Source organism: Vescimonas coprocola, from assembly GCF_018408575.1.
GTDB classification, from domain to species: domain Bacteria; phylum Bacillota; class Clostridia; order Oscillospirales; family Oscillospiraceae; genus Vescimonas; species Vescimonas coprocola.
Genome location: NZ_AP023418.1, coordinates 299,460 through 323,478 on the forward strand (window position 1 = coordinate 299,460; position 24,019 = coordinate 323,478).

At 60.8% G+C, this 24,019-nt stretch carries 15 protein-coding genes and 1 other RNA gene; 8 read left to right on the forward strand and 8 right to left on the reverse strand.

All coding sequences use genetic code 11. The features are described 5' to 3' along the window. The first annotated feature begins 41 nt into the window (after nt 1-41). Nucleotides 42-2,540 (forward strand): ferrous iron transport protein B, encoded by a 2,499-nt coding sequence (gene feoB, locus KJS28_RS01510; protein ID WP_213541464.1) that lies wholly within the window; start codon nt 42-44, stop codon nt 2,538-2,540. A gap of 151 nt (nt 2,541-2,691) precedes the next feature. Then, nucleotides 2,692-2,862, forward strand: a complete 171-nt coding sequence (locus KJS28_RS01515; RefSeq protein ID WP_213541465.1) for a FeoB-associated Cys-rich membrane protein — start codon at nt 2,692-2,694, stop codon at nt 2,860-2,862. Nucleotides 2,863-3,159: 297 nt separating this feature from the next. Here the strand turns inward: KJS28_RS01515 and KJS28_RS01520 are convergent, their stop codons facing one another. After that, nucleotides 3,160-9,993, reverse strand: coding sequence for a CehA/McbA family metallohydrolase (locus KJS28_RS01520; RefSeq protein ID WP_213541466.1), 6,834 nt, complete (start codon nt 9,991-9,993; stop codon nt 3,160-3,162). Between the two features lie 470 nt (nt 9,994-10,463). On the opposite strand from KJS28_RS01520, the gene KJS28_RS01525 reads away from it, so the two are divergent. From KJS28_RS01525 to KJS28_RS01535, 3 genes are all read left to right on the forward strand, one after another. Beyond that, nucleotides 10,464-11,705, forward strand: coding sequence for a YibE/F family protein (locus KJS28_RS01525; protein WP_213541467.1), 1,242 nt, complete (start codon nt 10,464-10,466; stop codon nt 11,703-11,705). A gap of 114 nt (nt 11,706-11,819) precedes the next feature. Continuing rightward, complete coding sequence (locus tag KJS28_RS01530; RefSeq protein ID WP_213541468.1) at nt 11,820-12,146, forward strand: hypothetical protein; 327 nt, start codon at nt 11,820-11,822, stop codon at nt 12,144-12,146. A gap of 207 nt (nt 12,147-12,353) precedes the next feature. After that, nucleotides 12,354-12,773: a hypothetical protein gene (locus KJS28_RS01535; RefSeq protein ID WP_213541469.1), complete on the forward strand. Its 420-nt coding sequence runs from the start codon at nt 12,354-12,356 to the stop codon at nt 12,771-12,773. 24 nt (nt 12,774-12,797) lie between these two features. Here KJS28_RS01535 and KJS28_RS01540 read toward each other — a convergent pair whose 3' ends face one another. Beyond that, nucleotides 12,798-13,697 carry a hypothetical protein gene (locus KJS28_RS01540; protein ID WP_213541470.1) on the reverse strand — a complete coding sequence of 300 codons (900 nt, stop codon included), beginning with the start codon at nt 13,695-13,697 and terminating at the stop codon, nt 12,798-12,800. Between the two features lie 135 nt (nt 13,698-13,832). Here KJS28_RS01540 and sigK point away from each other — a divergent pair, with 135 nt between their 5' ends. Both sigK and KJS28_RS01550 read left to right on the forward strand, forming a co-directional pair. After that, nucleotides 13,833-14,522, forward strand: coding sequence for an RNA polymerase sporulation sigma factor SigK (sigK, locus tag KJS28_RS01545; RefSeq protein ID WP_021858344.1), 690 nt, complete (start codon nt 13,833-13,835; stop codon nt 14,520-14,522). Between the two features lie 93 nt (nt 14,523-14,615). Then, a complete protein-coding gene (locus KJS28_RS01550; protein WP_213541471.1) occupies nt 14,616-15,374 on the forward strand; it encodes an ABC transporter permease in 759 nt (252 codons plus the stop codon). 65 nt (nt 15,375-15,439) lie between these two features. On the opposite strand, the gene KJS28_RS01555 is transcribed toward KJS28_RS01550, so the two are convergent. From KJS28_RS01555 to KJS28_RS01580, 6 genes are all read right to left on the reverse strand, one after another. Continuing rightward, nucleotides 15,440-16,693 (reverse strand): MFS transporter, encoded by a 1,254-nt coding sequence (locus tag KJS28_RS01555; RefSeq protein WP_213541472.1) that lies wholly within the window; start codon nt 16,691-16,693, stop codon nt 15,440-15,442. Between the two features lie 106 nt (nt 16,694-16,799). After that, nucleotides 16,800-17,915, reverse strand: coding sequence for a helix-turn-helix domain-containing protein (locus KJS28_RS01560; RefSeq protein WP_213541473.1), 1,116 nt, complete (start codon nt 17,913-17,915; stop codon nt 16,800-16,802). Then, complete coding sequence (locus KJS28_RS01565) at nt 17,912-18,619, reverse strand: tRNA threonylcarbamoyladenosine dehydratase (protein ID WP_213541474.1); 708 nt, start codon at nt 18,617-18,619, stop codon at nt 17,912-17,914. Before KJS28_RS01565 ends, KJS28_RS01560 begins: the two co-directional genes overlap by 4 nt. A 69-nt stretch (nt 18,620-18,688) precedes the next feature. Next, nucleotides 18,689-20,254 carry a peptidylprolyl isomerase gene (locus KJS28_RS01570; protein ID WP_213541475.1) on the reverse strand — a complete coding sequence of 522 codons (1,566 nt, stop codon included), beginning with the start codon at nt 20,252-20,254 and terminating at the stop codon, nt 18,689-18,691. 170 nt (nt 20,255-20,424) lie between these two features. Beyond that, a non-coding RNA gene (gene ssrS / locus KJS28_RS01575) (6S RNA) lies at nt 20,425-20,620 on the reverse strand. A 77-nt stretch (nt 20,621-20,697) separates the two neighbouring features. Further along, nucleotides 20,698-20,982, reverse strand: a complete 285-nt coding sequence (locus KJS28_RS01580; protein ID WP_213541476.1) for a DUF1292 domain-containing protein — start codon at nt 20,980-20,982, stop codon at nt 20,698-20,700. Nucleotides 20,983-21,321: 339 nt separating this feature from the next. Between KJS28_RS01580 and KJS28_RS01585 the strand changes: the two genes are divergently transcribed. Beyond that, entirely contained in the window at nt 21,322-23,922 is a 2,601-nt protein-coding gene (locus KJS28_RS01585) for a transglycosylase domain-containing protein (RefSeq protein WP_213541477.1), read from the forward strand. The last annotated feature ends 97 nt before the right edge of the window (nt 23,923-24,019 follow it).

The window sequence follows — 24,019 nt, forward strand, 5'->3', positions numbered from 1 at the left end:
GTGATAAGTTAGAGAAATCAAACCAAAAGGAGCAAGCATCAATGGAGAAGCAGATCAAAATTGCCCTGGCGGGCAACCCGAACTGCGGTAAGACCACGCTGTTCAATGCGTTGACGGGCTCGAACCAGTTTGTTGGTAACTGGCCCGGTGTTACCGTGGAGAAGAAGGAAGGCAAGCTGAAGAAGCACGAGGATGTGGTCATCATGGACCTGCCCGGCATCTACTCCCTGTCTCCCTACACGCTGGAGGAGGTGGTGGCTCGTAACTACCTGATCGGTGAGCGGCCCGACGCCATCCTCAACATCATCGACGGCACCAATCTGGAGCGTAACCTCTACCTGACCACCCAGCTTACCGAGCTGGGCATCCCCGTGGTCATCGCCATCAACATGATGGATGTGGTCCGCAAGAACGGCGACCAGATCAACACCGGGGAGCTGTCCCGTGAGCTGGGCTGCCCGGTGGTGGAGATCTCCGCCCTGAAGGGTACCGGTGTCATGGAGGCCGCCGAGGCCGCCGTGGAGGCTGCCAAGAACGGCAAGACCATCCCCATGCACACCTTCTCCGGCCCCGTGGAGCATACCATTGCCCACATCGAGGAGGCCGCCGTACATACCATGCCCGAGGAGCAGCAGCGCTGGTACGCCATCAAGATCTTCGAGCGTGACGACAAGGTGCTGGAAAAGCTCAGCATCCCCGCCGACGTGATGCAGCACATCGAGACGGACATTCAGGCCGCCGAGAAGGAGCTGGATGACGATGCCGAGAGCATCATCACCAACGAGCGCTATGTCTACATCGCCGAGATCATCAAGGGCTGCTACAAGCAGAAGCGCAAGGGTCAGCTCTCCGCCTCCGATAAGATCGACCAGATCGTCACCAACCGCTGGCTGGGCCTGCCCATCTTCGCTCTGGTGATGTTCCTGGTGTACTGGATCGCCATGGTGGCCGTGGGCGCCCCCGCTACCGACTGGGCCAACGACGGCCTGTTCGGCGACGGCTGGCACCTGCTGGGTATCGGCTCCAAGGCCTATAACGAGGTCAACGACGAGTACACCGCATCCCTGCAGGCTGTGGAGGCCTTTCTGGGCATCGAGATCGATCCCGAGGCCGATGACTTTGATCCCTCTGCCGTCGTTGCTCAGATGAACGCCTTCACCGCCAACAGCAACACCACCGCTACCGTGGACGTGGAGGATGAGGAGACGCTGGCCATCAACACCATGACCGCCTACTACGACGCCATCCCTGAGGGTGCCGACAAGGACAGCACCGTGGGTGTCACCTATGTGGACGCCGTGGCCTACCTCAACAAGAACGGCTTTGACGCCCCCGATCCCGCCGACTACGGCGTGTGGGTTCCCGGCGTGCCTGTTCTGGTGGAGAGCGGTCTGGAGTCTGCCGGCGCAGCCGATTGGCTCAGCGGCCTGATCCTTGACGGTATCGTGGCCGGTGTCGGCGCCGTGCTGGGCTTCGTGCCTCAGATGCTGGTGCTGTTCCTGATGCTGGCTTTTCTGGAGGCCTGCGGCTATATGGCCCGTATCGCCTTCGTTCTGGACCGTGTGTTCCGCAAGTTCGGCCTGTCCGGTAAGTCCTTCATCCCCATGCTCATCGGCGTGGGCTGCGGCGTACCCGGCATCATGGCCTCCCGTACCATCGAAAATGAGCGTGACCGCCGCATGACCATCATGACCACCACGTTCATCCCCTGCGGCGCCAAGGTCCCCTTCATCGCCATGATCGCCGGCGCCATCTTCGGCGGCAGCGCATGGGTTTCCACCTCCGCTTACTTCATCGGCATGGCCGCCATCATCGTCTCCGGCATTATGCTGAAAAAGACCAAGATGTTCGCCGGCGACCCCGCTCCCTTTGTCATGGAGCTGCCTGCCTACCACTGGCCCACTCTGGGCAACGTTCTGCGCTCCATGTGGGAGCGTGGCTGGTCCTTCATCAAGAAGGCCGGTACCATCATTCTGCTGTCCACCATTTTCGTGTGGTTCACCACATACTTCGGCTGGGTGGACGGCACCTTCCGTATGCTGGATGAGTCCGAGATCGACTCCTCCATTCTGGCTGCCATCGGCGGCGCCATCTGCTGGATCTTCAAGCCCCTGGGCTGGGGCAACTGGCAGGCGACCGTGGCCTCCATCACCGGTCTGGTGGCTAAGGAGAACATCGTGGGTACGCTGGGTATCCTGTATGGCGGCGGCGACGGCACCGTGTACCAGAACATCGCTCAGGCCTTCACCGGCATCACCGGTTACAGCTTCCTGGTGTTCAACCTCCTGTGCGCCCCCTGCTTCGCCGCCATCGGCGCCATCAAGCGTGAGATGAACAACCACAAGTGGACTTGGTTCGCCATCGGCTATCAGTGCGGCTTCGCCTATCTCGTCGGCCTGATGATCAACCAGTTCGGCAACGCCTTCACCGGCAGCCTGAACATCATCGGCCTGATCGCTGCTCTGGCTGCGCTGGCCATGATCGTCTATATGCTGGTGCGCCCCTACAAGGAGGCCACCAAGCTCAGCGCCAAGGTGTAAGCAGCCGATCCATCTTTTCACATCGGTACGCAAGGCCAGCGGTTCCGTCTCCTTCGGGAGACGGGACCCACGCCGCCCCTTCGGACCCATGTCTGAAGATGCTGCAAGTATCTTGAATTTTCCAAGTATGTCAGAAAAGGAGTGAGTTTCCATGCTGCAATGGATCAACGAGAATGTAGGCACCATTTTGATTTGTATAGGACTCATCGTCATCGTAGCGTTGATCGTCCGGAGCCTGATCCGGCAGAAAAAACAGGGGAAGTCCTCCTGCGGGGCCGGATGCGCCCACTGCGCCATGCACGGCCAGTGCCATAAGGACTGACGGGCGCAGAAAATGCCATAAGGGAAGGGACACGGAAGCACCCCGTGTCCCTTCCCTTATGCGCTCTCCTGTATGCTGCGGGCGTCCCTCTCGGCGCAAGACAATGGAGTGGGGCAGGAGAGGGCCTTTCCCACGGGAGAGACCCTCTGCTGATTCTAACAAGGGCGGATCACAGTCTGTAAACGGCGCATCACGGCCCGCAGGTGGCAGATAAAAGGCGGGACCCGTAAGGGTCCCGCCTTTTCGCTTATGCGCTTATGCCTTGCGGCGGGTGGTCATGCGTCGGAAGATTTTCCCTTATCCCCGGCGCTTCTTGCCAACCAGCAGGGCCGCACCGGCCATGGCCGTGATCCCCATCAGGGAGACCCACAGCACCAGACGGCTCTCGTCGCCGGTGGCGGGCTTGGTGGGATCGGTGGGCTGGCCGGGTTTACCGGGCTGATCGGGCTTGCCGGGCTCCACGGGATTCAGCTCAGCGCCGCAGGTATCACACTTGCCGTCCTTGTCCGCATCCGTATGACCGGTGGCGGGGAGCACACGGGTCTCCGTCTCGCCGCAGGGGCAGGTGCGGGTCTCCACGCCGTCCCCGGTGCAGGTGGCGGGAGTGGTGACCTCCCACTCACCGAACTGGTGGGTGTGGGCGGTGCAGATGATGTCGGCACGGTTGCTGATGCGGATACGGGGCGCCATAGCGGTGCCGTCAGCCAGCACGAAGGTGTTGTCGTAGGAGGCCAGACCCGTGGCGGAGATCTCGCAGCCCGGTGCCAGGTTCTTCACCTCGTCGTTGGGGCAGATGTAACCGTCGATGAACACACGGGACACCACACCGGCGCTGTCACGAACCAGAATGGTCTGCACCAGACCGTTGGCCATCTCGATGCCCACCACATAGCCCTTCAGGGTGATGAGCTGGCCCAGCACGGAGCCGTCGTTGACCTGGGTGGAGGTGACCTCTCTGGGGGTCACGGCCTCACCCTCGCCCAGCTTGACGATGTCGGTGACGGCCAGCTGGTGCTCACCCTGATAGGAGCTGGTGGTGCCGGACACACGCACCCGGTCGCCGATCTTGAAGCCGCCGGCCACAGGGAAGCAGTTGATGCCGCCGGTCTCGTCCTGCACATAGATGCAGTCGAAGAAGGCCGTCTCCTTGTCGTAGCCGGAGGCGTTGGAGGTGACCACACCCTCAATGGTGTACTTGTAGCCATCCTCGGTCTGGGCCTGCACCTCGGCGATGGGCGTGATCTGCACGGGGTTGATGAGCTGCAGCAGATTCTCGCAGATCTTGTAGTTGGAGTAGTTCTTCTCGGAGCCGTTGTCGCTGATGCTGGCCTGCACCTCAAAGTTGGACATGAAGGCCGCACCGGAGACCACCACCATGCCACGGCCCTCCAGCTGCTCGGTAGCCATGACCATCAGGCGGCTGTCGTTTTCGGCAAAGGCATACTTGGGCGTACCGGCGCCGCCCAGACCGTCCTGATCCACGTCCACAGAGTAGGTGGTGGCATGGCCATACACCACGGGGGACACGGTGGCGGGCAGAACGGAGGTGGCGTTGCCGCTTGCGTCCACGGCATAGATGGAAGCGCCGCCGTAGTGGCTGAAGCGCTCGGTGTAGAGCTTGTCATAGGGATGGTCGGGATCGACCTCCACGCCGTCCATCAGGGGGTTGTCCATGTTGTAGGAGCTGAAGTACAGCCGCCACTTATCCACGCCGTCGGCGGCGCTGCGAACGTCGTCATAGGTGGCGTCGTCGCTGATGCGGAGGCTGGAGCCCAGGGCCGCCAGCACCTCATTCTGGGTGGCTGCCATGTGCTTGATGGCGGGGTTGCTCTGAATGACGTCGTAGTTCTCGTAGTTGTCGGACCAGCCCGCCAGAATGACGGTGCCTCCGGCTGCGTTGAAGGCGTCGATGGCCGCCAGCTCGTCAGCGCTGTACGTCTTGGGATCGGCCTGAGCGGCCTCCAGACGGCGGCTGGGAGCGGTGAGGATCAGAGCCTTGAACTTGGGATTGCTGCAGGCGGCAATAAGCTCCTCGCTGGAGTTCAGCTGCACGGTCCGGACGCTGTATTCAGCGGCCAGATTGCTGAAGTTGCCCATGGAATCCTTATAGTTGCCCGCCACATACTCGTTGTAGTGGGAAGCGTCGATGCCGATGTACACCAGCGCATCCGCATTGAGCACATCCAGATCGATGGTCTTGGTGAAGGTGTACTCCTTGCCGTTCTGCTCCACCACGGCGGTGACCTGAACGGTGAACACACGGGCGGCGGTGGGGGTGTAGTGGAAGGAGACATCCAGCGTGCTGCTCTTGCCCAGCGTGTAGCCCTTGTCGCCCTCGCCCTTATCCACGCCGATGACGGTGCCGCCGATGGTGTAGGTCAGGGACTTGATGGTGGCGTCGGTGTCCTCGCTGTTGAAGAGGGTGGTGGTCAGGGTCAGCTCCTCGTCGGTGACGGGAGTGGCGGTGCCGCAGACCATGTTGGAGATGCCCAGCTTCAGGCTCTCACCCACCCACACGGGGGAGGTGACCGCCAGATCGCCGTCACCCTCGGTGACACGGATGAAATAGTAGCTGTAATCCGGATCCAGCGTCACGGACAGGCTGCCCTGATTCAGCTCGGCGGGGTCGGACCAGGTGTGGACCACCTTGCCGGAGTTGACCACCACCTCCACCTTGGAGATGGAGTCGCTCTTGTCGGGATCGTTGACGGTGACCCCCAGATTCAGCTTCTCGGGGACCTCGGTGATGCTGGAGCCCATCATCTGACCGTTGACGGTGTAGCCCAGCTCCAGGTTCTTATCCTCGGTGGCGTACATCCGCAGGGCCCGGATGGCCTCGTAGATGCCATCTTCGGTGAAGTTGTCGGTGAGGATAACGTCACGGGCGTCGTTGGCATTGCCCCAGCGGCCCTTGTGGTTGTCCTGGTTGTTGGTGGGAGCCAGATGCCAGCCCTTATCCAGCGCCATGATGTACTGCTCATAGCTGGGATAGTAGCCGCCGGCGCCGATCTGGCCCTCGCCGTTACCCACCTCCACCATATACATACGGCTGTCAATGACGGGATCCCAGTAGGAGAAGTCACTGAAGTTGCCGAAGGTGGTGCCGGGATGGTTGAACTGGCTGATGGAGTCCACGCCCTCGGCCTGACTCAGCAGAGCGTAGTAGGCCTTCATACCGGCGTCGTCGGTCTTGTTGTTGAGGGTGGTGTTGTTGCGGGAGACCACGCCGGGGGTGTTGAAGGTGTTGATGTGGCCGGGGCCGCCGGACCATGTCATCTCGAAGCCGCCCAGCGCCACGATGGAACCGGCGTTCTCGGCGTTGAAGGCGTCGATGGTGCTCTTATAGGTGCTCCAGCTGTGGTTGGCGTCGGAATCCTTCACCAGAGAGGTGTCATACAGAGCGCCCTCCACGTTGGCATTGGTCTTGGAGTCGAAGTAGTTGGAGTGGTCGGTGAAGGCTACGAACTGCACGTTGGCGCTGGCGGGGATGCTCTTGATGTAGTCCAGCGCAGAGGTCAGCGTACCGGAGCCGTCGGAATACTGGGTGTGGCTGTGGAGCTGACCGAAGTACAGCTGATACTGGGTCTTGCCTACGGTGAAGAACCAGTTGAAGCTGGCCTCCTTGCCGTCGGCACGCTTGGCGGTGACCACCACCTCCGTGCGGCCGTCGGTGAGGTCGGCAGCGGGCGTGTAAGTGACACGGCCGCCTTCATACACGGCGTCCGCGGTCTTGCCGTTCACCGTCATGGTGATGGTGGGCTCCGTCCCGGCATTGGCCAGCGCCACGGAGATGGCGGGCCGCTTGTCGCTGCCGGTCTGAGCGCCCCGCATGGGCGTGGGATCGGAGAACACCGGCTCGTCCTTCACGGGGATCTCCACCGTGCGGGTGATGGCCTTGCCCTGATTGTCCACGCCGCTGATGGTTACGGTGAGCTTGTCGCCCGTCACCTTCTCCACGGGGATGGTGACGGTGTAAACACCCTCCTCCTCGGTGACAGTCAGGGCCTCGCCCGCCAGCGTGGCGGTCATGTCGCCCTTGACACCGAAGGGAGCATCCACGGTGAAGCTAAAGGTGTAGGCCTGCCCCACATAGGCGTCATACAGGTGGTCGATGACCACGGCGGGCATATTCACGATGCCGCCGGTCAGCTCCGTCCCCTCCGCCACGGGATAGAAGGAGAAGGAGTAGATGGTGTAGTCCAGATCACCGGTGGAGCTGTACATACTGTACACCTTGAAGCTGTCGCTGTAATACTCCAGCCACTGGCTGTATTTGCCGTTATACTTGGCGGTGCGGCTCTCCATTTCGTAGCCGCCCACGTTGCCGGAGCACTCCCGGACCAGCCAGTCGGCGTCCTCACTGGCGGTGAGGGAATAGAAGGCGTTGTTGCCGGTGCCGTTGGCACACAGATAGCCGTAGGTGTCGTTGCGGAAGCGATAGTACTCGCCGCTCTTTTCCACGGTAAAGACCACGGCGCCGTTGGAGCAGACAGCCTTGCCGTTGGCAATGGTGGCGGCCGCCTTGTTGATGGCGGGGCTGTCGGTGTTGTCATTTTGCTCCGCCAGAACCGCCTCAGCGTTCTGGTTGTAGATGACCACCTGATCGCCGGCCTGAGGCAGCTGGCCGGTGGTGGGAGGCGTCACGTTGGTGACGTAGTCGCTGCTGGCGCCGTTGCGGAGCTGATAGGTGCCGTTGTAGGCGGAGCAGCAGGCGTACAGGGCCGTGACATCGGCCTCAGTAGTATTGGCAGGCAGCGGCACACCCTTGAAGAGCTTGGTGCTGCCGGTGGCGTCGGTGACGGGGGTGCTGCCGGAAGCGTTGTAGGTACCCAGTGTCACGTCCTTGATGTAGACGTACTCACTGAGATAGTCGGCGCCCATCTGGGAGACGGTGATCTCCTGTGCGGGGATGGCCTCCACGCCGGCCTTTACCACCTCCATGGCAGGGGACTGCATCTGAGGCACGCCGCCGTAGAGGCTAACGGTGCCGGTGACCTTCACCACGTCGCCTACCTTATAGTTGGCGTGGTTGGCGTAATCATAGACCTGGAAGCCGTAGATCTCACCGCCGATGACGTCCTCCAGAATGATGGAACTGATGCTGGCAGCGCCGTTATAGGCGTTGCCGTAGTGATACACCACCTGACCCACCACGGAGACATTTTCGGTCTTGGTGGTGATGGCCCCGGCCTCCTTGACGGTGAGCGTCCCGTCGGGGATCATGTCGTCCGTGATGGGGTCATTGACGGAACCGGCGGCCCGGATCTCGTCGGCAACGGTATTCCGCAGCTGCAGGGTACCGTTGTTGGTGCCCACGGCGGCGGTAACATCTACCTTGTCGCCCACGGCAAAGGCCCAGCTGTCGCCGTTCTTGGGCAGAACTGCCTTATAGAGCTGGATGGTCTTGCCGTCGGCATCCTTGAAGGTGACGTTGGGGTTGGCGTACTGACCGTTGTTGTCATAGATCTCAGTGATCTCCAGCCCCTTCAGCTGCACATAGGTACACACATCGTCGGCGGTCAGGGCGGCGATGGTGGTGGGTTTGGCGTTCAGGGTCAGGCCGCTGGACTTGACGAAGGTGCCGCTGCCCAGCTGCGCCATGCCCCTGAACTCGGCCCGCTTGCCGGTACCGATGATGGTGTCGCCCAGAGCGATCTCATCGGTCTTGGCGGCCAGCCGCAGACAGATAGCACCGGTGGCGTCCTGCAGATAGTAGTTCTGGCCGTCCACCAGTGTCACAACGCCCTTGACGGTGAACTCGGTGTCGGTGGCGCCCTCCAGCGCCGTGCGGATGGGTACGGTGGCGGGCTCCTCCGGATCAGGCTCCGGGGTGGCGTCCACGTACTGCTTCTCCTGCGCCAGCTTGTAGAAGGTCATGCCGAAGTCCGATTCCTTCAGCCGGTCAGTGCTGGTGCAGTAGGCGGAGAACTCGGTGAACTTGGCGAAGTATTCCAGGTAGACCTTGCCGTACTGCCCGGTGACGCCGCTGCCGGAGAGGTAGTAGGAGGCGTTCTCGGCATTGCAGGTCTCCACATCCCAGCGAGTGGTGCCCTTGGCGTCCATGTTGAGATGGAACTTGCCATTATTTTCACCCAGCGTCAGCGTCTTGTCGTTCTGGGTGAAGGTATAGGTGCCGTCATCGTTGGCGGTGACATCCCATACCAGCGCATCCATGGCGTTGGCAGTCAGCACATCCTTTTCCACCGTGGCGGCCACGGGGGTCAGGTAGTAATTGCTCATCACGGTGGAGCTGACGGCAAAGCCGTTGCCGGCGTTGAAAATGACCACCTTGTCGCCGCCGGTGAGGGCAGCGGTCTTGACGTACTTGTCCACCAGACGATAGGCCTTGTAGGTGAACACGACCTCCTGACTGTCGGTCATGCCGTCCTTCACAGCCTTGACGGTGATGGTGCAGGAGGCGGTGATGGTCACGGGGCCGGTGTAGTCCTGATAGGCGCCGTCATCCACCTTGTACCGCAGGGTGGCATCCGCCGTCTTGCAGGCAAAGGCCACGGTGTCGCCCACCTTCACATCGCCGGAGGCGGTACCGGTGGGGGCAGCTACCTGCTCCAGCCCGCCACCCAGCTTATAGAGGGTGAAGTGGCAGGGGTAGCCGCCGGGAGACTTCGTAATGGTTTCATTTTTGTAAGCACGGAACTTGTTCTGGGCGCTGGCGTTGCTGGCCAGCTTGACCGTGTCATCGCCCTGTCCGGCGAAGGTAAAGGTCCCGTCGGTGGCATCGAAATCCACGGCCCACCGGTAGCTGCCGCTTTTAATGCCATTGTTGTTGCCGCCTTTGGGAGCAATGGGCTTGCCGTTGGCGTCGCTGAGAATGGTACCATTCTTGTCCACGGTCAGCGTCCAGACGCCGCCCGTGGGATCAACGACCTGATCGTTGGCAGCTGTCACGGCCACTGCCGTGACCCATGTGCTGTCCAGCACACCGGGGGCGTAACCGTTGTTGGCTACCATCACATACTCGCCGGTGACCAGTTCATCGGCGGACGTGACCTTGGTGTAGGTCTTTGTCGCTGATTCGTCTGCCAGAACTGCTGTGGGCAGCAGCGAGAGCAGCATCATCAGCGACAGCAGCACGGACATGATCCGACTGCTGAGTCCTCTCTTCTTCAATGAGATCCCTCCTGTTCAATATTACACGTTTACACGGCGGCCTGCTTCTGTCCTTCCGTCCCCCCGGAGATAGTACAAAGCCGCCTGACCCGCATCCGGCGGGCAGACGACCTTCCACAAGCTATCCTGTTTTTGGCACGGAGGCAGCGTCAAGGGCTCCGATCAGCTGAAACAGGCAGACTGTGGGGGATACCGTTGAGCAAAGACAAACCTTTCGTGTATCGTGCTGCCGGTCAAAACCGTGTACGCCGCTTTTGGCCGTACATACCGCCTTTGACCGATGGTAACAGTCTATCATAAAGCTGCCCAAATGGCTACCCCTTTTTCAATGATTTTGTCAGAAACGTGCAATAAGTTTGTATAATATCTGCAAAGTCTATTGACAGATGTAGCTGACTAGTGAACACTATTGACATCAGGGGCGGAAGTTGCTATGCTGTAACCAAATATCATTGACGGAGGAAACGCCCATGAAGCGGAAGAAGGGGAATGCGGACCGGCTGACAGCCGGGGCCTGGTGGAGCAGGAACCGGTGGAGCTGCGTCATTCTGGCGGCGGCGCTGGTGCTGTTCATCGTCGTGCGGATGGCGGCTGTGACCTTTGAGCAGCCCCAGCCCCGAGGGGATGAATATGCCGAGTACGAGACCGGCGTCGTCACGGATATCCTGTCGGACAATACCGAGGCAGATACCGTGGCCGACGGCGGCTATCGGGGGGAGCAGCTGCTGCTGGCACAGGTGCGCTCCGGCCAGTACAAGGGCGAGACCATGCAGGTGTATAACTATGTGGGGCCGCTGTACGGCCAGCCCCTGAAGGTGGGGCAGCGGGCGGTGCTGCTGATCTCCACTTATAGAGACGGGAGCCACACCGCCACGGTGTACGAGTATGACCGGGCGGTGGGTCTGGCGGTGACCGTGGGCCTGTTCCTGCTGGCAACAGTGGCTGTTGGCGGCAAGGTGGGAGCCAAGTCTCTGGTGGCGCTGGCGGTGACGCTGGTGTGCCTGTTCTGGATCCTGATCCCCCTGCTGATGAAGGGAGCGTCCACGCTGCTGACGGTGTTTCTGGTGTGCGCCTACATCACCGTGGTGACGATGGTGATCTTGGGCGGCGTGTGCCGCAAGACGGTGTGTGCTGCGCTGGGTACGGTGGCCGGTACGGCGCTGGCGCTGCTGTTCGGCCTGCTGTCTCAGAGCCTTCTGCGGATCGACGGCCTGCGGCTGACGGATGTGGAACCGCTGCTGCAGCTGCGGCAGACGGGTACGCCCTTGGGCCTGCGGGGCCTGCTGGTGGCGGGGGTAGTCATCAGTGCGCTGGGCGCCGTGATGGACGTGGCCATGAGCATCTCCTCTGCGCTGACGGAGGTACATACCGTGGCCCCGGACCGGGACGGCCGGGCTCTGTTCCGCTCCGGTATGAATATCGGCCGGGATATGGTAGGTACCATGACCAACACCCTGATCCTGGCATTTTTGGGCAGCGGCCTGTCCTTCATCATCTATCTGTATTCGCTGGGGCTGGATCCCCGGCAACTCATCAGCTCCCCCTATATGGCCACGGAGGTCATCAGCGGCATCGCCAGCAGCATCGGCGTCATTCTGGCGGTCCCCCTGACGGCGCTCATCACCTCGTTCATTTTGGTGAAGGATAAAAAACCGAAGGCCCCCTGCGGATCGAAACCGGAGGATAAGAAGCTTCCCAAAGAGGTTCAATAAGGGAGGCACCACCGGCGACTGGACAAAAAGGTGTCCAATGCTGGACAAAAGCTGGACAAAAACCGGGACGCTCCAAGGTCAGAAAATGGGGCAGTAACTGGACAAAACCGGCGGATGCAGACCGAAAAAACGACAGCGCAAAAACCCAAAGGGATAAAAGCAGCCCCCTCTGAAATCCAAGAACGGAACACCGGCAGAGAAAAAACTTCCAAGCTCCGGACTGCTATCGATTCCGAAAAAGAGAAAATACCGGCATATGATCGGCACCGAAAAGAAGCAGGAGCCGAGATGATAGCAGCGCCGGGAAAAGGCGGGATTCATGCCGATGACAGAGTCGGAAACGGGGGAATATCGGGCCAATCAAAGAAGCCGGAGAAGTGCAAAAGCCGGTCCGGCAGCAGTGCCGAAAGCGCAGGTACCGGAACGATAGCAGAGCCGTGAGAGCGAAAATACGGAGCAATGCCAACGCTGAAAATACGAATACCGGCAGAATAGAAAAACAGCAAAAAAAGGCGGGGAAGGCAAAATTGCCTTCCCCGCCTGCTTGCCGCCGGATGCGGCTGTACAGGAGGAGAGCTCACCTGCTTGCGGCGCAGGGAGGGATGACCTATACACCTCCCAGTATATACGAGATCCGGAGAAATAGCAATGATTTTTCGGAAAAATTTTCCTGCTGGGAGCATGAATTTTTTGAATATTTCGCATGGAGAAAATACTGGGGCGCAGAAGGGTCACAGAGCCGCTCCGGATTTTTCGATTCTGGCAGCGTGGCGGCATCAGGGAAAAGCGGCAGCAAAAATCGAATCGTATCAGAAGATGAAACGGTATCGAGAAAATCAGGAAGCAGCGGGAAATCAGGCGGCGGCGGAGAAGCCGGGTGGATTCGGAAAAGCAAAAGGCGGAGGGGGACCCTACTGGGTCCCCCCTCCGCCTTTACAGACTGGGTCCCCCCTCCGCCTTTACAGAAAGAGAGATGCGCTATTTCAAGGAGCCTTGCCGCCAAGGGGCTACGCCGCCAAGGGGCTACGCCGCCAAGAGGCTGTGCCGCCAAGGGCTTTTATCGCCTAAGAGGAGCGCTGCGAAAGGGGGGAATCAGGCCCGGTGCCTCTTGCCGAGAACCAGAACGGCTCCGGCCAGAGCGGCCACGGTCATGAGGCTCAGCCACAGGCCCATGGCGGCTCCGTCAGCGGTGTTGGGGCTGTCGGTGGCCTCATTGCCGGTATTGCCGCCGCTGTTGGCGTTGGGATCGGCGGCGCCGCAGACGGTACACTTGCCGTCCTTGTAGCTGTGGCCGGCGGCGGGGATGACCTCGCCGGTCTCGCCGGTCTCGCCGCAGACGGTGCAGACCTTATCGCCGGTGTAGCCGGGCTCGGTGCAGGTGGCGTCCTTGGCGTTTTTCACCACGGTGCTGTGACCGGTGGCGGGCAGCGTCTCGGTGGACAGTACCTCATCGCAGTCATCGCAGACGACGGTGACAGAGCCGTCCTCGGTACAGGTGGCAGGGGTCTCGGTGCGGGTGGTGTGGTCGTGATCGCAGGTGACCTCCACGGCGATGGGGGTGTAGTCACCGGTGTTCAGCTGCTGCGGCGGGGGGAGGGGGTCCTCCTGATACTGGCCCACGGCGGAAATGATGTCCCGCAGCCGCTGCTGGGGTGTGTGGCCTGTATATTTATAAGCTTTTTCGCCGCCGGGGCGAACATAATCCCAGACCAGAAACCATGCCAGACAGGTGTTGCTGCCGGAGAGAGGAGTGAACAGGAATTGCAGCGTCTCCTCGTCCTCTGACAGGTGCTCCAGCAGGTACTCCTCTGCGGCGGCGATATGGCGCACCTGCGGCACCAGCTCCCGCTCCGGGATGCCGTAGGTGTCGCAGATGCGGACGGCCTCTGTGACGGCGGTGCAGTATTTTTCCTCCGTGGGGGTGTAGTGGCGCTCCAAGGCCACCAAGGCCTCTACGCCGTATGCATTGGCCTCCTGATAGATGAAACCCATAAAATCCTCCAGAAAATTTGATGGAGATAGAAACGTTTTAATTATTCTGCAATGTATTGTACCCCACTTCTGGCGCTGCGGCAAGCATAGGGACTTCCTCTGAGGGCATAGGCTGGCAGAAGAGGAGGGATCTGTATGCTGTCTGCGGCGTTGCTGCTGCTGTCCAACAGCCTGTTTTTGTCCCTGCGTCTGACGGGGAATCCCGGTTCGTTCCCCCGGCCGCTGCCGCCGGAGGAGGAGCGGGCGTGTCTGGAGCGGTGGGCGCAGGGGGATCTGGAGGCTCGGAACCGGCTGGTGGAGCACAATCTCCGGCTGGTGGCCCACATCATCAAGAAATACTATACACAGGCGGACAATCAGGAGGATCTGATCTCCATCGGCACCATTGGACTCATCAAGGCCGTCAACACCTTCCGGGCAGACCGGGGCATCAAGCTGGCTACTTATGCGTCGAGGTGCATTGAAAATGAGATCCTTATGTACTTCCGCTCCCAGCGGAAGCTGCAGGGGGAGGTGTCCCTGTCCGACGCCATCGACACGGATAAGGAGGGGGGCTCGCTGTATCTGCTGGACGTGGTGGGGACCGACGACACCATGCTGTCGGACCTGCAGGACCGGGAGGAGCAGCTATTGCTGCGGCGCTTGGTGCGGGACTGCCTGACGGAGCGGGAGGCGGACATCATCCGGAGGCGGTACGGGCTGGAGGGGCATCCGCCCCAGACCCAGCGGCAGGTGGCGGCGGTATACGGCATCAGCCGAAGCTATGTCTCCCGCATCGAGAAGCGGGCGCTGGAGAAACTGGAAAAGGAGCTGCGAAAGGGGTAGGAGGATAGCGAAAGGGCTTGTCTTTGGGGCGGGAACATGGTAAGATGATAAAAAACACCTATGCGGCAGCCTGTGGAAATGAGCGGAGACAACATGAGAAAGTTTTTCAGAGGAATATGCGGCGTACTGGCGACGCTTTTGACCCTGTGCATCCTATTGATGGCGGCGGGGCTCATGGGGGTGCGGGCCTTCGGCATCACGCCTTATGTGGTACCGGCGGACATGGAGGGGCTTCCGTGGTCCGCCGGGGCGCTGCTGTACGTGCGGCAGGAGCAGCCGGAGACGCTGCAGCTTGGGGACACCATCGCCTACGTCACGGACAGTGACCTATCGCTGGAGGGGGGCGTCATCGGTTCCGTGGACACAGAGCGGCGCTTCTTCTATGTGGAGGGAGCCCCGGTCTACTGGGACAATGTGCTGGGGCAGCCCCTGTGGGGCATCGATGGTCTGGGCTATGTGTCCGGCTATATCAGCCGGCCGCCGGGACTGTATCTGGTGCTGGGGGCTGCTGTGGTGCTGGCGTTGCTGTGCATCTTCCCCCTGCGACGCCGAAAGGGAGAGAAAACGGAAGAATCCCCCACCGGGAGATGCATGGCGACGAATGTGGGAGAGAAAGCTCCCACCGAATCGGTGCAGGCTGCGGCGATGGAGGAGGAAGTCCCCACCTTGACGGAAAAGCCTGCGTCTGCGGAGGTATCTGAGCCTGTGAAGGTGCCTAAGCCTGCGGTAGAGATACCGAAACCTGAGCCTGCGGCGGAGGTACAGCGGCCTGCAGAGACCGGGCGGCGGCAGACCTCCGGCAAGCGGGACGAGGCGGTGGCCCGTCACGGCGGCAAGCGCCTTCAGCGCTGATGGAATCGAGCAAAAAGAAGGACCCAAAGGCAAAGCCTTTGGGGCCTTCTTTTTAGAATGGAGCGTTATGAAAGTGTATCGGACGGGGTCTCGCCGGGGCGGTCAGTCAGCACCAGCTGCACCTGACGCCGCCGCAGGAATACCGTCAGCCAGCAAACCGCCATGACGATCAAGCCGCAGATGGTCATGCAGAGCCGATAGTCCAGCACCTCGCCCAAAGCACCGATGGCCAGCGACAGCACCGCTCCCGCCGCTGTGCAGAGCATGGACTCATAGGCATTGAGCCGAGCCCGCAGCCGGTCGGGGATGTAGCGCTGCACCGCCGCCTGCCGGATGGTGGCACTCTGGATGCCCAGAAAGCCGCAGACGGCTCGGTTCACCAGCATCAGGGGATACGGCAGCCACAGAAGGCAGGTGTCCATCAGTTCGTAGGTCTGATACACCCCGAACAGGAAGCCGAATCGCTTTCGCTCCGGCAGGGAGTAGCGGTAGCGGACGGCGCCGCCGATGGTGCGCCCGGCAAACTCCGCCACGGAGAAGAAGGAGTACATGGCGGTGGTGAAGCCCGGCGCTGTGCGAAAGAAGGCGATGAGCAGGGGAGAATAGCCCATGGCCATGCCGTTGGTGACGGCCATGTACTCATAGAGGCCGTGGAGGCCGTGCTCCTGCCGAAGATAGGCGGCGGCCTCCCGGATGTCCCGCCACCAGGTTTTCAGGGACAGCAGCGGCTCTTGATCCCGGCGGCTCTCCTGCACATGGATGCGGTTTTCGATGAGGGCGGCCAGCACCGACAGTGCGCCTTGGATCAGCAGCAGCCGTCCCACGCCTAAGGTGTCGTACAGCAGCGCCGCCAGCGGCATCATGAGGACCTTCAGAATGGGATAGAGCATGGCGGAGACGGTGTAGGCCCGCTCCTCCTGCCCCTCCGGCAGCAGCAGGGGGTAGAAGCTGTTGTAGGCCAGCTCATCGAAGGCTGCAAGGCACGATACCAGCAGGGAAAAGGCCAGATAGGCGGTGTAGGAGAAGGCACTGCGCAGCAGGAACAGTCCCGCCCCGGCGTAGCACAAGCCGTTGAGCAGGTCGCCCCACACCAGAAAGGGCTTGCGGGGCAGGCGGTCCATCATGGGGGCGACGACCAGCGGCAGCAGCACCATGGGGATCAGCTGAATGGCCACCACCAGCGCCGAGGCCAGAGTGCTGCCTGTCTCGTCAAAGACCAGAAAGGACAGGGCGAATTGACTGATGATGCCGCCGGCAGCGCCCAGCGTCGTGGCGGCGGTGATGCGGGTAAAATTCCGTGTCCAGAGAGTTTGTTTCATAGCGTTCACCTCACTGCTATGATTATCCCACAGCTGCTTACAAAAGAAAAGGGGGCCATCGTGGGAAAGTTATTCCCGTGATGACCCTCTTAATGGGGCAAAAATGCTATTTTGCAGGAAACTCCTCCAACAGGCGGCAGGCTTGACGGTACTGACGGTTGGCCTTGTACCACGCCAGCACCCACGGCAGGTGGAAACGGGTGAAGCCCATAGGATATGTGTCTCGCAGACGCTGGAAGCAGTCCAGAAGTTGGGTGCCGTAGGTATCGTCGTGGAGGTAGTCCGGGTGCTCCAGCCGATAGCGCACCAGCGCCAGCATCCGCTGCTCCATTTCGCCGGAGGCCATAGGCTCCGCCTGCTGGACGGCGGTCAGCGCCTGCTCCCGATGGCCCAACTGCTCGTGGCAGATGGCCAGTTTGTGCAGGTCCAGAAAGCCGGGGCGGGGGAGGGAGGCAAAGTAGGGCAGGGCCTTTTCCGGTTGACCCAGTTCCAGTTGAGTGGAGGCAACATTGTAGCGGAGGGCAGACAAGCTGCCGGTATCCCTCAGGGCTTCTGCCAGACGCTCCGCTACAGAGTAGTGGGTCAGCATCTCCTCCATGCGGCCCAGATCCGAGTAGCAGTTGCCCATCCACAGGCGGCAGGACAGCATCAGGTGGGGGTAGCCGGCGTCCGATGCCGAGCGGTAGGCGTCCCGCAGCACCTCGATGGCGGCGGTGTATTCGCCCTCGGCGTAGAGGAACTCTCCGTAGTGGGCAGCCAGCAGCGGCAGCGGCTCCAGCCGCACCGCTTCCTCCCACCGGCCTTGCAGGCCTCGCTGTAAGGCCAGCTGCCGGGTGGAGAGAAAGGGCTCCCACTCCACCGGCAGAGGGCGCATCTCGTCGGCGTAAAAGGCATCCAGCAGCAGGGCGTCCGCTGCCAGCGGACTGAATGCAAGAATCTCCCGCCGGGGCTGCACCAGCTGTTCATAGAGAGAATCGAAATTCGGGCTGCCGGAGAGCAGGGCCTTCCAGCAGGGCGCTAAGCCCTCCGGCTCCGGAGTCCAGACAAGACCCAGCCGGTGCAGCAGCAGCTCCGTCACCTCCGGGGAGGGGGCGGCCTTGCCCTGCTCGATTTTGGACAGATAGGAGGGGGCGCAGATGCCACGGCACAGACCCTCCTGACTCCAGTCCCGCTGAAGGCGGGCCTGCCGGATCAGCAGTCCGGCGATGTCGCCGCCCCTCATCCGATGAGGTCCCGCACGATGGCGCCGGCCAGCAGGATACCGGCGGTGGAGGGGACCCATGGCACACTGGCCGGGACGCTGCGGCGGCCGGGGGAGGGGGCCTCCAGCTGGGCAGTGGCGGCAGGCTGCTCCGGGCTGAACACCACCTTCAGGTGGCGGATGCCACGGCTGCGCAGTTCCTTCCGCATGACACGGGCCAGCGGGCAGCCGCTGGTCTGGGAGATGTCCGTCACCCGCAGCAGGGTGGGGTCCAGCTTGTTGCCGGTCCCCAGCGCCGACAGGATGGGGATGCTTCGGGCCATGGCCTGCTGGATCAGATCCAGCTTGCAGGTCACCAGATCGATGCAGTCGGCAATGTAGTCATATTGGGCGGAGAAGAAATTCTCCCGATGGGCGGCGTCGTAGGTGGCGCAGATGGGGTGGATGACGGCGCTGGGGGAGATGTCCCGGCAACGGCGGGCGGTGACCTCCGCCTTGGACTGGCCCACGGTGGAGTGGAGGGCGCAGAGCTGGCGGTTGATGTTGGTGACACTGACGGTGTCCTGATCCACCAGCGTCAGCTCACCTACGCCGGAGCGGGCCAGGATCTCGGCGGCATAGCTGCCCACGCCGCCCAGACCGAACACGGCCACATGGGCGCTTTGCAGGCGCTCCAGCGCCGGCTGGCCCAGCACCATCTCGGTGCGCAAAAACTGTTCGTGCATAAATAGGCTCCTTTGCTTCAAAGCAGTATCAAAAAAGACCGGCCGAGGCCGGTCTTTTTTGGAAATTCATCAGGCGAGGTACTTCATACCGGAGGTCTCGGTGGCGGTGATATCCTTCACGAGAGCGTTGTTCCACTGGGTGTAGTCGGCGTTCTTCATGGCGTTGCGGACCTGCACCTGCCAATAGGGGGCGTCGGTACCCACAAAGTATATGACATGGTAGCCGGTGTAGCTGCCCTCGTTGTAGACGATGCCGGTGTCGCCGGGCTGACGGGACTCGTCGAAGCACCAGTCATTGAACTCGGTGACCATCTGGCCCTTATACACCTCGGTATACAGGCCGCCGTTGGTGTTGGAGCCGGTGTCGGAGGACAGCTCATTGGCCAGCTCGGCAAAGCTATCCTCGGTTTTGGCACCGTCTTCCCACTTCTTCAGAGCGGCCTCGGCGGCCTCCTTCTGCTCGGCCTTGCGGGCGTCCAGCTTCTCCTGATAGTCGTCAGCCTTGCTGTCCAGATCGGAGGTATCCACCTTGAACAGAATGTGGCGCACGTCCACGGTGTTGTAGTCGTTGCGGCCACGGCTGTGGAACAGGACCACATAGTAGTTGTCGCCGCTCTCGATGAGGGTCAGATCACCCTCCTGACGCTCCTCGTTGAACACCCACTCGGTGACGGCGTCGCCGCTGTAGGTACCGGTGGGACGGTCGGTGTAGGTGCCGTTATCGTAGTTGTCGGCGGCCTTCTCCATCAGAAGACCGTTGCGGACAGCCTCCAGAGCGGCGTTGGCATTGGCGGAGGCAGCCTCCTTGGCGGCGGCGTTCTCCTCGTCGGTGGGCTTCACGGTGTTGCCGTCGGCATCCTTGGTGGAGTCGGCAGTACCCTTGAAGTAGATGTACTCGTAGTCGGCCACGTCGAAGTTGTTCTTGTGCTCGTTATAGTAGGTCTCCACTTCCTCGTCGGTGTAGGTGAGGCTGTCGATGTAGTCCTGCTGATAGTGGGAGGCCAGAAGGGTGTCCTTCAGAATGCTCTTGAAGGTGGACATGGTCATGTTGTTGCCGTACATCAGCTTCAGGTAAGCGCTGGTGGAGTAGCCGGCCTTCTTAGCATAGGTGGAGAAGGTCTCCACGGTGCTGTCCACTTCCTTCTGCATATCGTCGTTGAAGGTCATGCCCTTCTCGGCGGCGCCCTTCTTCAGCATGGTCAGCTGAATGAGACTCTTCTTGGCGGCGTCACGGAAGTAGGCGTCCCAGGTCATGTCCTCGCTGACACGCAACATCATCTTGGCGGTGTCGTTCAGGCTCTGCTGAGACAGGGAGGTATTCTTGTCAATGCCGTAGAGACTGGCATACTTGGAGTTGACGATACTGTTATAGGCATTGTGATAGTAGTAGCTGACCTCGGCGGCGGAATAGGACTCGCCCTCCACCGTGACGGCAGTGGTGCCGCGCTGGATGATGTTGGAGTTCCACACCACCAGGCCAATGGCGACCACCACAAAGGCGATGGCGATGATGGCATAGAGCCGGTTGGAACGGCGCTCCTTGGCCTGCTCCTGAGCTTGACGGGCAGTCTTGGGGTCTGCGACGCCGCTGGCGGCGACCTCCTGCCGGTTCTTCTTTTCTCTTGATGCGCTCATAGTTGTTTCATCCTCTCAAAATAGGGGTCATTACGACCCGACTTCGTAAAGTTAATTGTGATTATACAGGAAATCTGTCTGCTGTGCAAGGGGGAAACGGAAATTATCCGGCCATAGGCCGAAAAAGCGGTCAGCTCCGGAGGCATTCCGGAGCTGACCGGGCTTTTACCAGTTGTCCCGCCGGGCGTGGGGGCCAAGTTATAACCTGCACCGTTTCAGCAGGTGGGTTGTCTCCAGCGTGCTTCACCGCTTCCAACTTCCAGCCGCAGACGGCAGCCGGGAGGCCTGCGATCCACATACTGATCCGACATCCCCTATAACAAAATGTGAGGATAAAAAAGACCCGTCACATCCCTGCGGGACCATCGCCTTCCGGCGACAACCCTATTATAACAGACCCGGTGGGAAAATAAAAGGGGGTTTTGCAGAAATGGTCAGGAATTTTATTCCTCGTCGGCCAGCAGCTGTTCCATGAACAGATCATAGATCTTCTCCAGCTCCGCTTCGTCATCCAGCGTGCTGAGCAGCTCCTCGCCGTTTTCCGTGACGGATTTCAGGATCACCAGACCATAGTCCTCGGATTCCTCGTCCGCCTCGTCCTCCACGGCGGGGAAGAAGGCCATATAGGTCTGCCCCTCGTGCTCCAGTGCGTCCACATACTCCAGCTCGATATCGTTGCCGTCCTCGTCAGTGAGGGTGATAAAGCTGGGGCCAAACTCATCGCTCATGAGAAAATACCTCCTGCATAGGTTGATGTCCCCCTACTATAACGGATTTCCACAGAAATTGCAAGAGGGCGGCGCTGCCGATTTCCGCACAAAAATTGGAAAAGCAGCACAAAACGGAACCTATGTGCCGGGTCAAAGGATACGATGATTGCGTTTTTTACGCAAAAAGGTATTTTTATCGGTTGACAGGTGTGGTAAAATAACTCTTATATTGGTTTAATATGTGCTTTTTGCCGCAGCCGGGACCTTCCGGAGCAGAGCGGCAGGGAGAAGCCGTATAAAAAGCCTGAGGCCGCCCGGCGGCCGGAACAACGAAACAGAAAGTGAGGTGCGCTGTCCATGAAAGAACACTCCAACGACCGTGATAAGGCAGAGCAGAGCGCCCATCAGAGGAAAAACCGAGGGAAGGGACGGGCCAAGAGGGTCTGGGGCGTCATCGGCACCATCGTGCTGGTGGGCGTGCTGACCATGGCCATTTTTGTGGGGATCTTCATGACCTACATCAATAAGTCCCTGAAGGGCCACGTAGAGGCGGATATGTCCGAATATGACCGGAAGGTATCCACGGAGCTGTACCGTCTGGGGACGGACGGCGAGACATGGGAGATGTATCAGACGCTGTTCAGCGATGAAAACCGCATCTGGGTGGATATCGGGGACATCCCCAAGTATTTGCAGGAGGCCACCATCGCCATCGAGGACAAGCGCTTCGAGACCCACCACGGGGTGGACTGGAGGGGGACCCTGCGGGCCATCACCAGGACCCTGACCGGCAGCGGCGCACAGGGCGGCTCCACCATCACCCAGCAGCTGCTGAAAAACGTCACCGGCGACAATCAGGTGACGGTGAAGCGGAAGATCACGGAGATCTACCGGGCGCTGGCGCTGGAGAAGGATTACTCCAAGTCCCAGATCCTGGAGATGTATCTCAACACCATCTATCTGGGAGAGCAGTGCTACGGCGTGCAGACGGCTGCCCGGATGTACTTCCACAAGGATGTGAAGGACCTGACGCTGGCGGAGTGTGCCTGTCTCATCGGCATCACCAACAATCCCTCCATGTATGATCCTCTGCTCAGCGACTGGGCCCGTGAGAACAACCGGGAGCGGCAGCTGACCATCCTGGACGAGATGCTCGGTCAGGAGAAGATCGATCAGGCCACCTACGATGCCGCCGTGGCGGAGGAGGTCCAGTTCAGCGACGGGTATACGAATCTCGGCAATTTCACCGAGCCTACGGAGGATCAGGAGACCCCGGAGAAGCCCACCGTGCAGTCCACCGCCAACAACTCCTATTATACGGATCAGGTCATCTCCGATGTGGCGGCGGCGCTGGTGGAGAAGCTGGGGCTGGAGGACGATGCACCCGACGAGAACGGCAACGTCCGTACGGCACAGGAGAAGGCCGTCAGCAAGATTTACAGCAGCGGCTATAAGATCTATACGCTGCAGGACAGCAAGCTCCAGTCCATTGCGGAGAGCGTTTTTGAAAACAGCGATCTGGTGGAGTATACTGATGACTACGGCAAGCCCTTGCAGGCGGCTATCACGCTGGTGGACAATTCCACCGGCAACGTGGTGGCTATGGTGGGCGGTCTGGGCGCCAAGACGGTGGACCGTGGCTGGAACTGGGCCACGGAGCCCCGGCAGTGCGGTTCTGCTACCAAGCCCATCTCCGACTATGCCCCGGCGCTGGATGACGGTACCATCACCGCTGCCTCCGCCATCGACGACTATCCTGTCCGGGATTTGAGTGGCTACGGCGCATGGCCCAAGAACTCCCATTCCGGTTTCTACGGCCTGACCACCGTATGGACGGCGCTGGTGGAGTCTCTGAATACCTGCGCCGTGCGGGTCAATGAGAGCTACGGCTCGGCGGCCTCCTATAATTATATGGTGGAGAAGCTGGGCTTCACCACCCTGACCCAGCGGGACAGCCAGCAGTCCGGTAACATGGGCCTGGGCGGTTACGATGTGGGTGTCACCACGGAGGAGATGGCTGCGGCCTATGCCGCCATCGCCAACGACGGCGTATACACCAAGCCCCGGACATGGCTGCGGGTGGAGGACTCCGAGGGGAATGTCGTCATGGAGAACGAGACCTCCGCCCACAGCGCCATGAAGGAGACTACCGCCTATCTGCTGCGGGATATACTGGAGAGCGTTATCACCAGCGGTACCGGTACGGAGGCATATTTCTCCGGCATGACCATCGCCGGTAAGACCGGTACCACGGATGACAACCGGGACCGTTATTTCGTGGGCTTCAGCCCCTACTACTGCGCTGCGGTATGGACGGGCTATGAGTCCAACGATGAGCTGTCCTACGGTATGGGCAACGGCTCGGCGCAGCTGTGGAAGCAGGTGATGCGGGAGATCCATGGTGATCTGGAGGACAAGGCCTTCGACAGCTGCACCGGCCTGACGCAGGTGACGGTGTGCTCCGACAGCGGCCTGCTGGCCACGGATGCCTGCACCAAGGACCTGCGGGGCAACCGTGTCCGCACCGTGACGGTGGCGGCGGATACGGCTCCCACGGCGACCTGTAACGTTCACAAGATGGTGGATTATTGCACCGAGGGGAAGCATATTGCCACCCAGTACTGCCCCAAGGACAAGGTGAAGCAGGTGGCGGTGCTGGACTGGAACCGGGCGCTGTTCAACGATATCAAGGCCAGGGACCATGAGTACCTGTTGAAGGTGCTGGACGGCTCCGCTACGCCCAACGATCCCAAGGATGATATCTGCCCGGCGCACCAGAAGGCCATCACACCGGTGACACCTACCGACCCCACCAAACCGACAACCCCCACCAAACCGACGACCCCCACGGATCCGACAGATCCCACCACGCCGGATACCGGCGGCGCTGAGGACTCCGGCGGCGTTGGGGACTCCGGCGGCGTTAGAGGCGGCGGCAGCTGGTGGAAACGACCGTAAGTAGAGAAACGAAAATGCAGCCTGTGAGCGGTGCTCACAGGCTGCATTCTTGCGAGGCGGTGAAAAAGAAGGGGTATGGCTCTGCCGTACCCCTTCT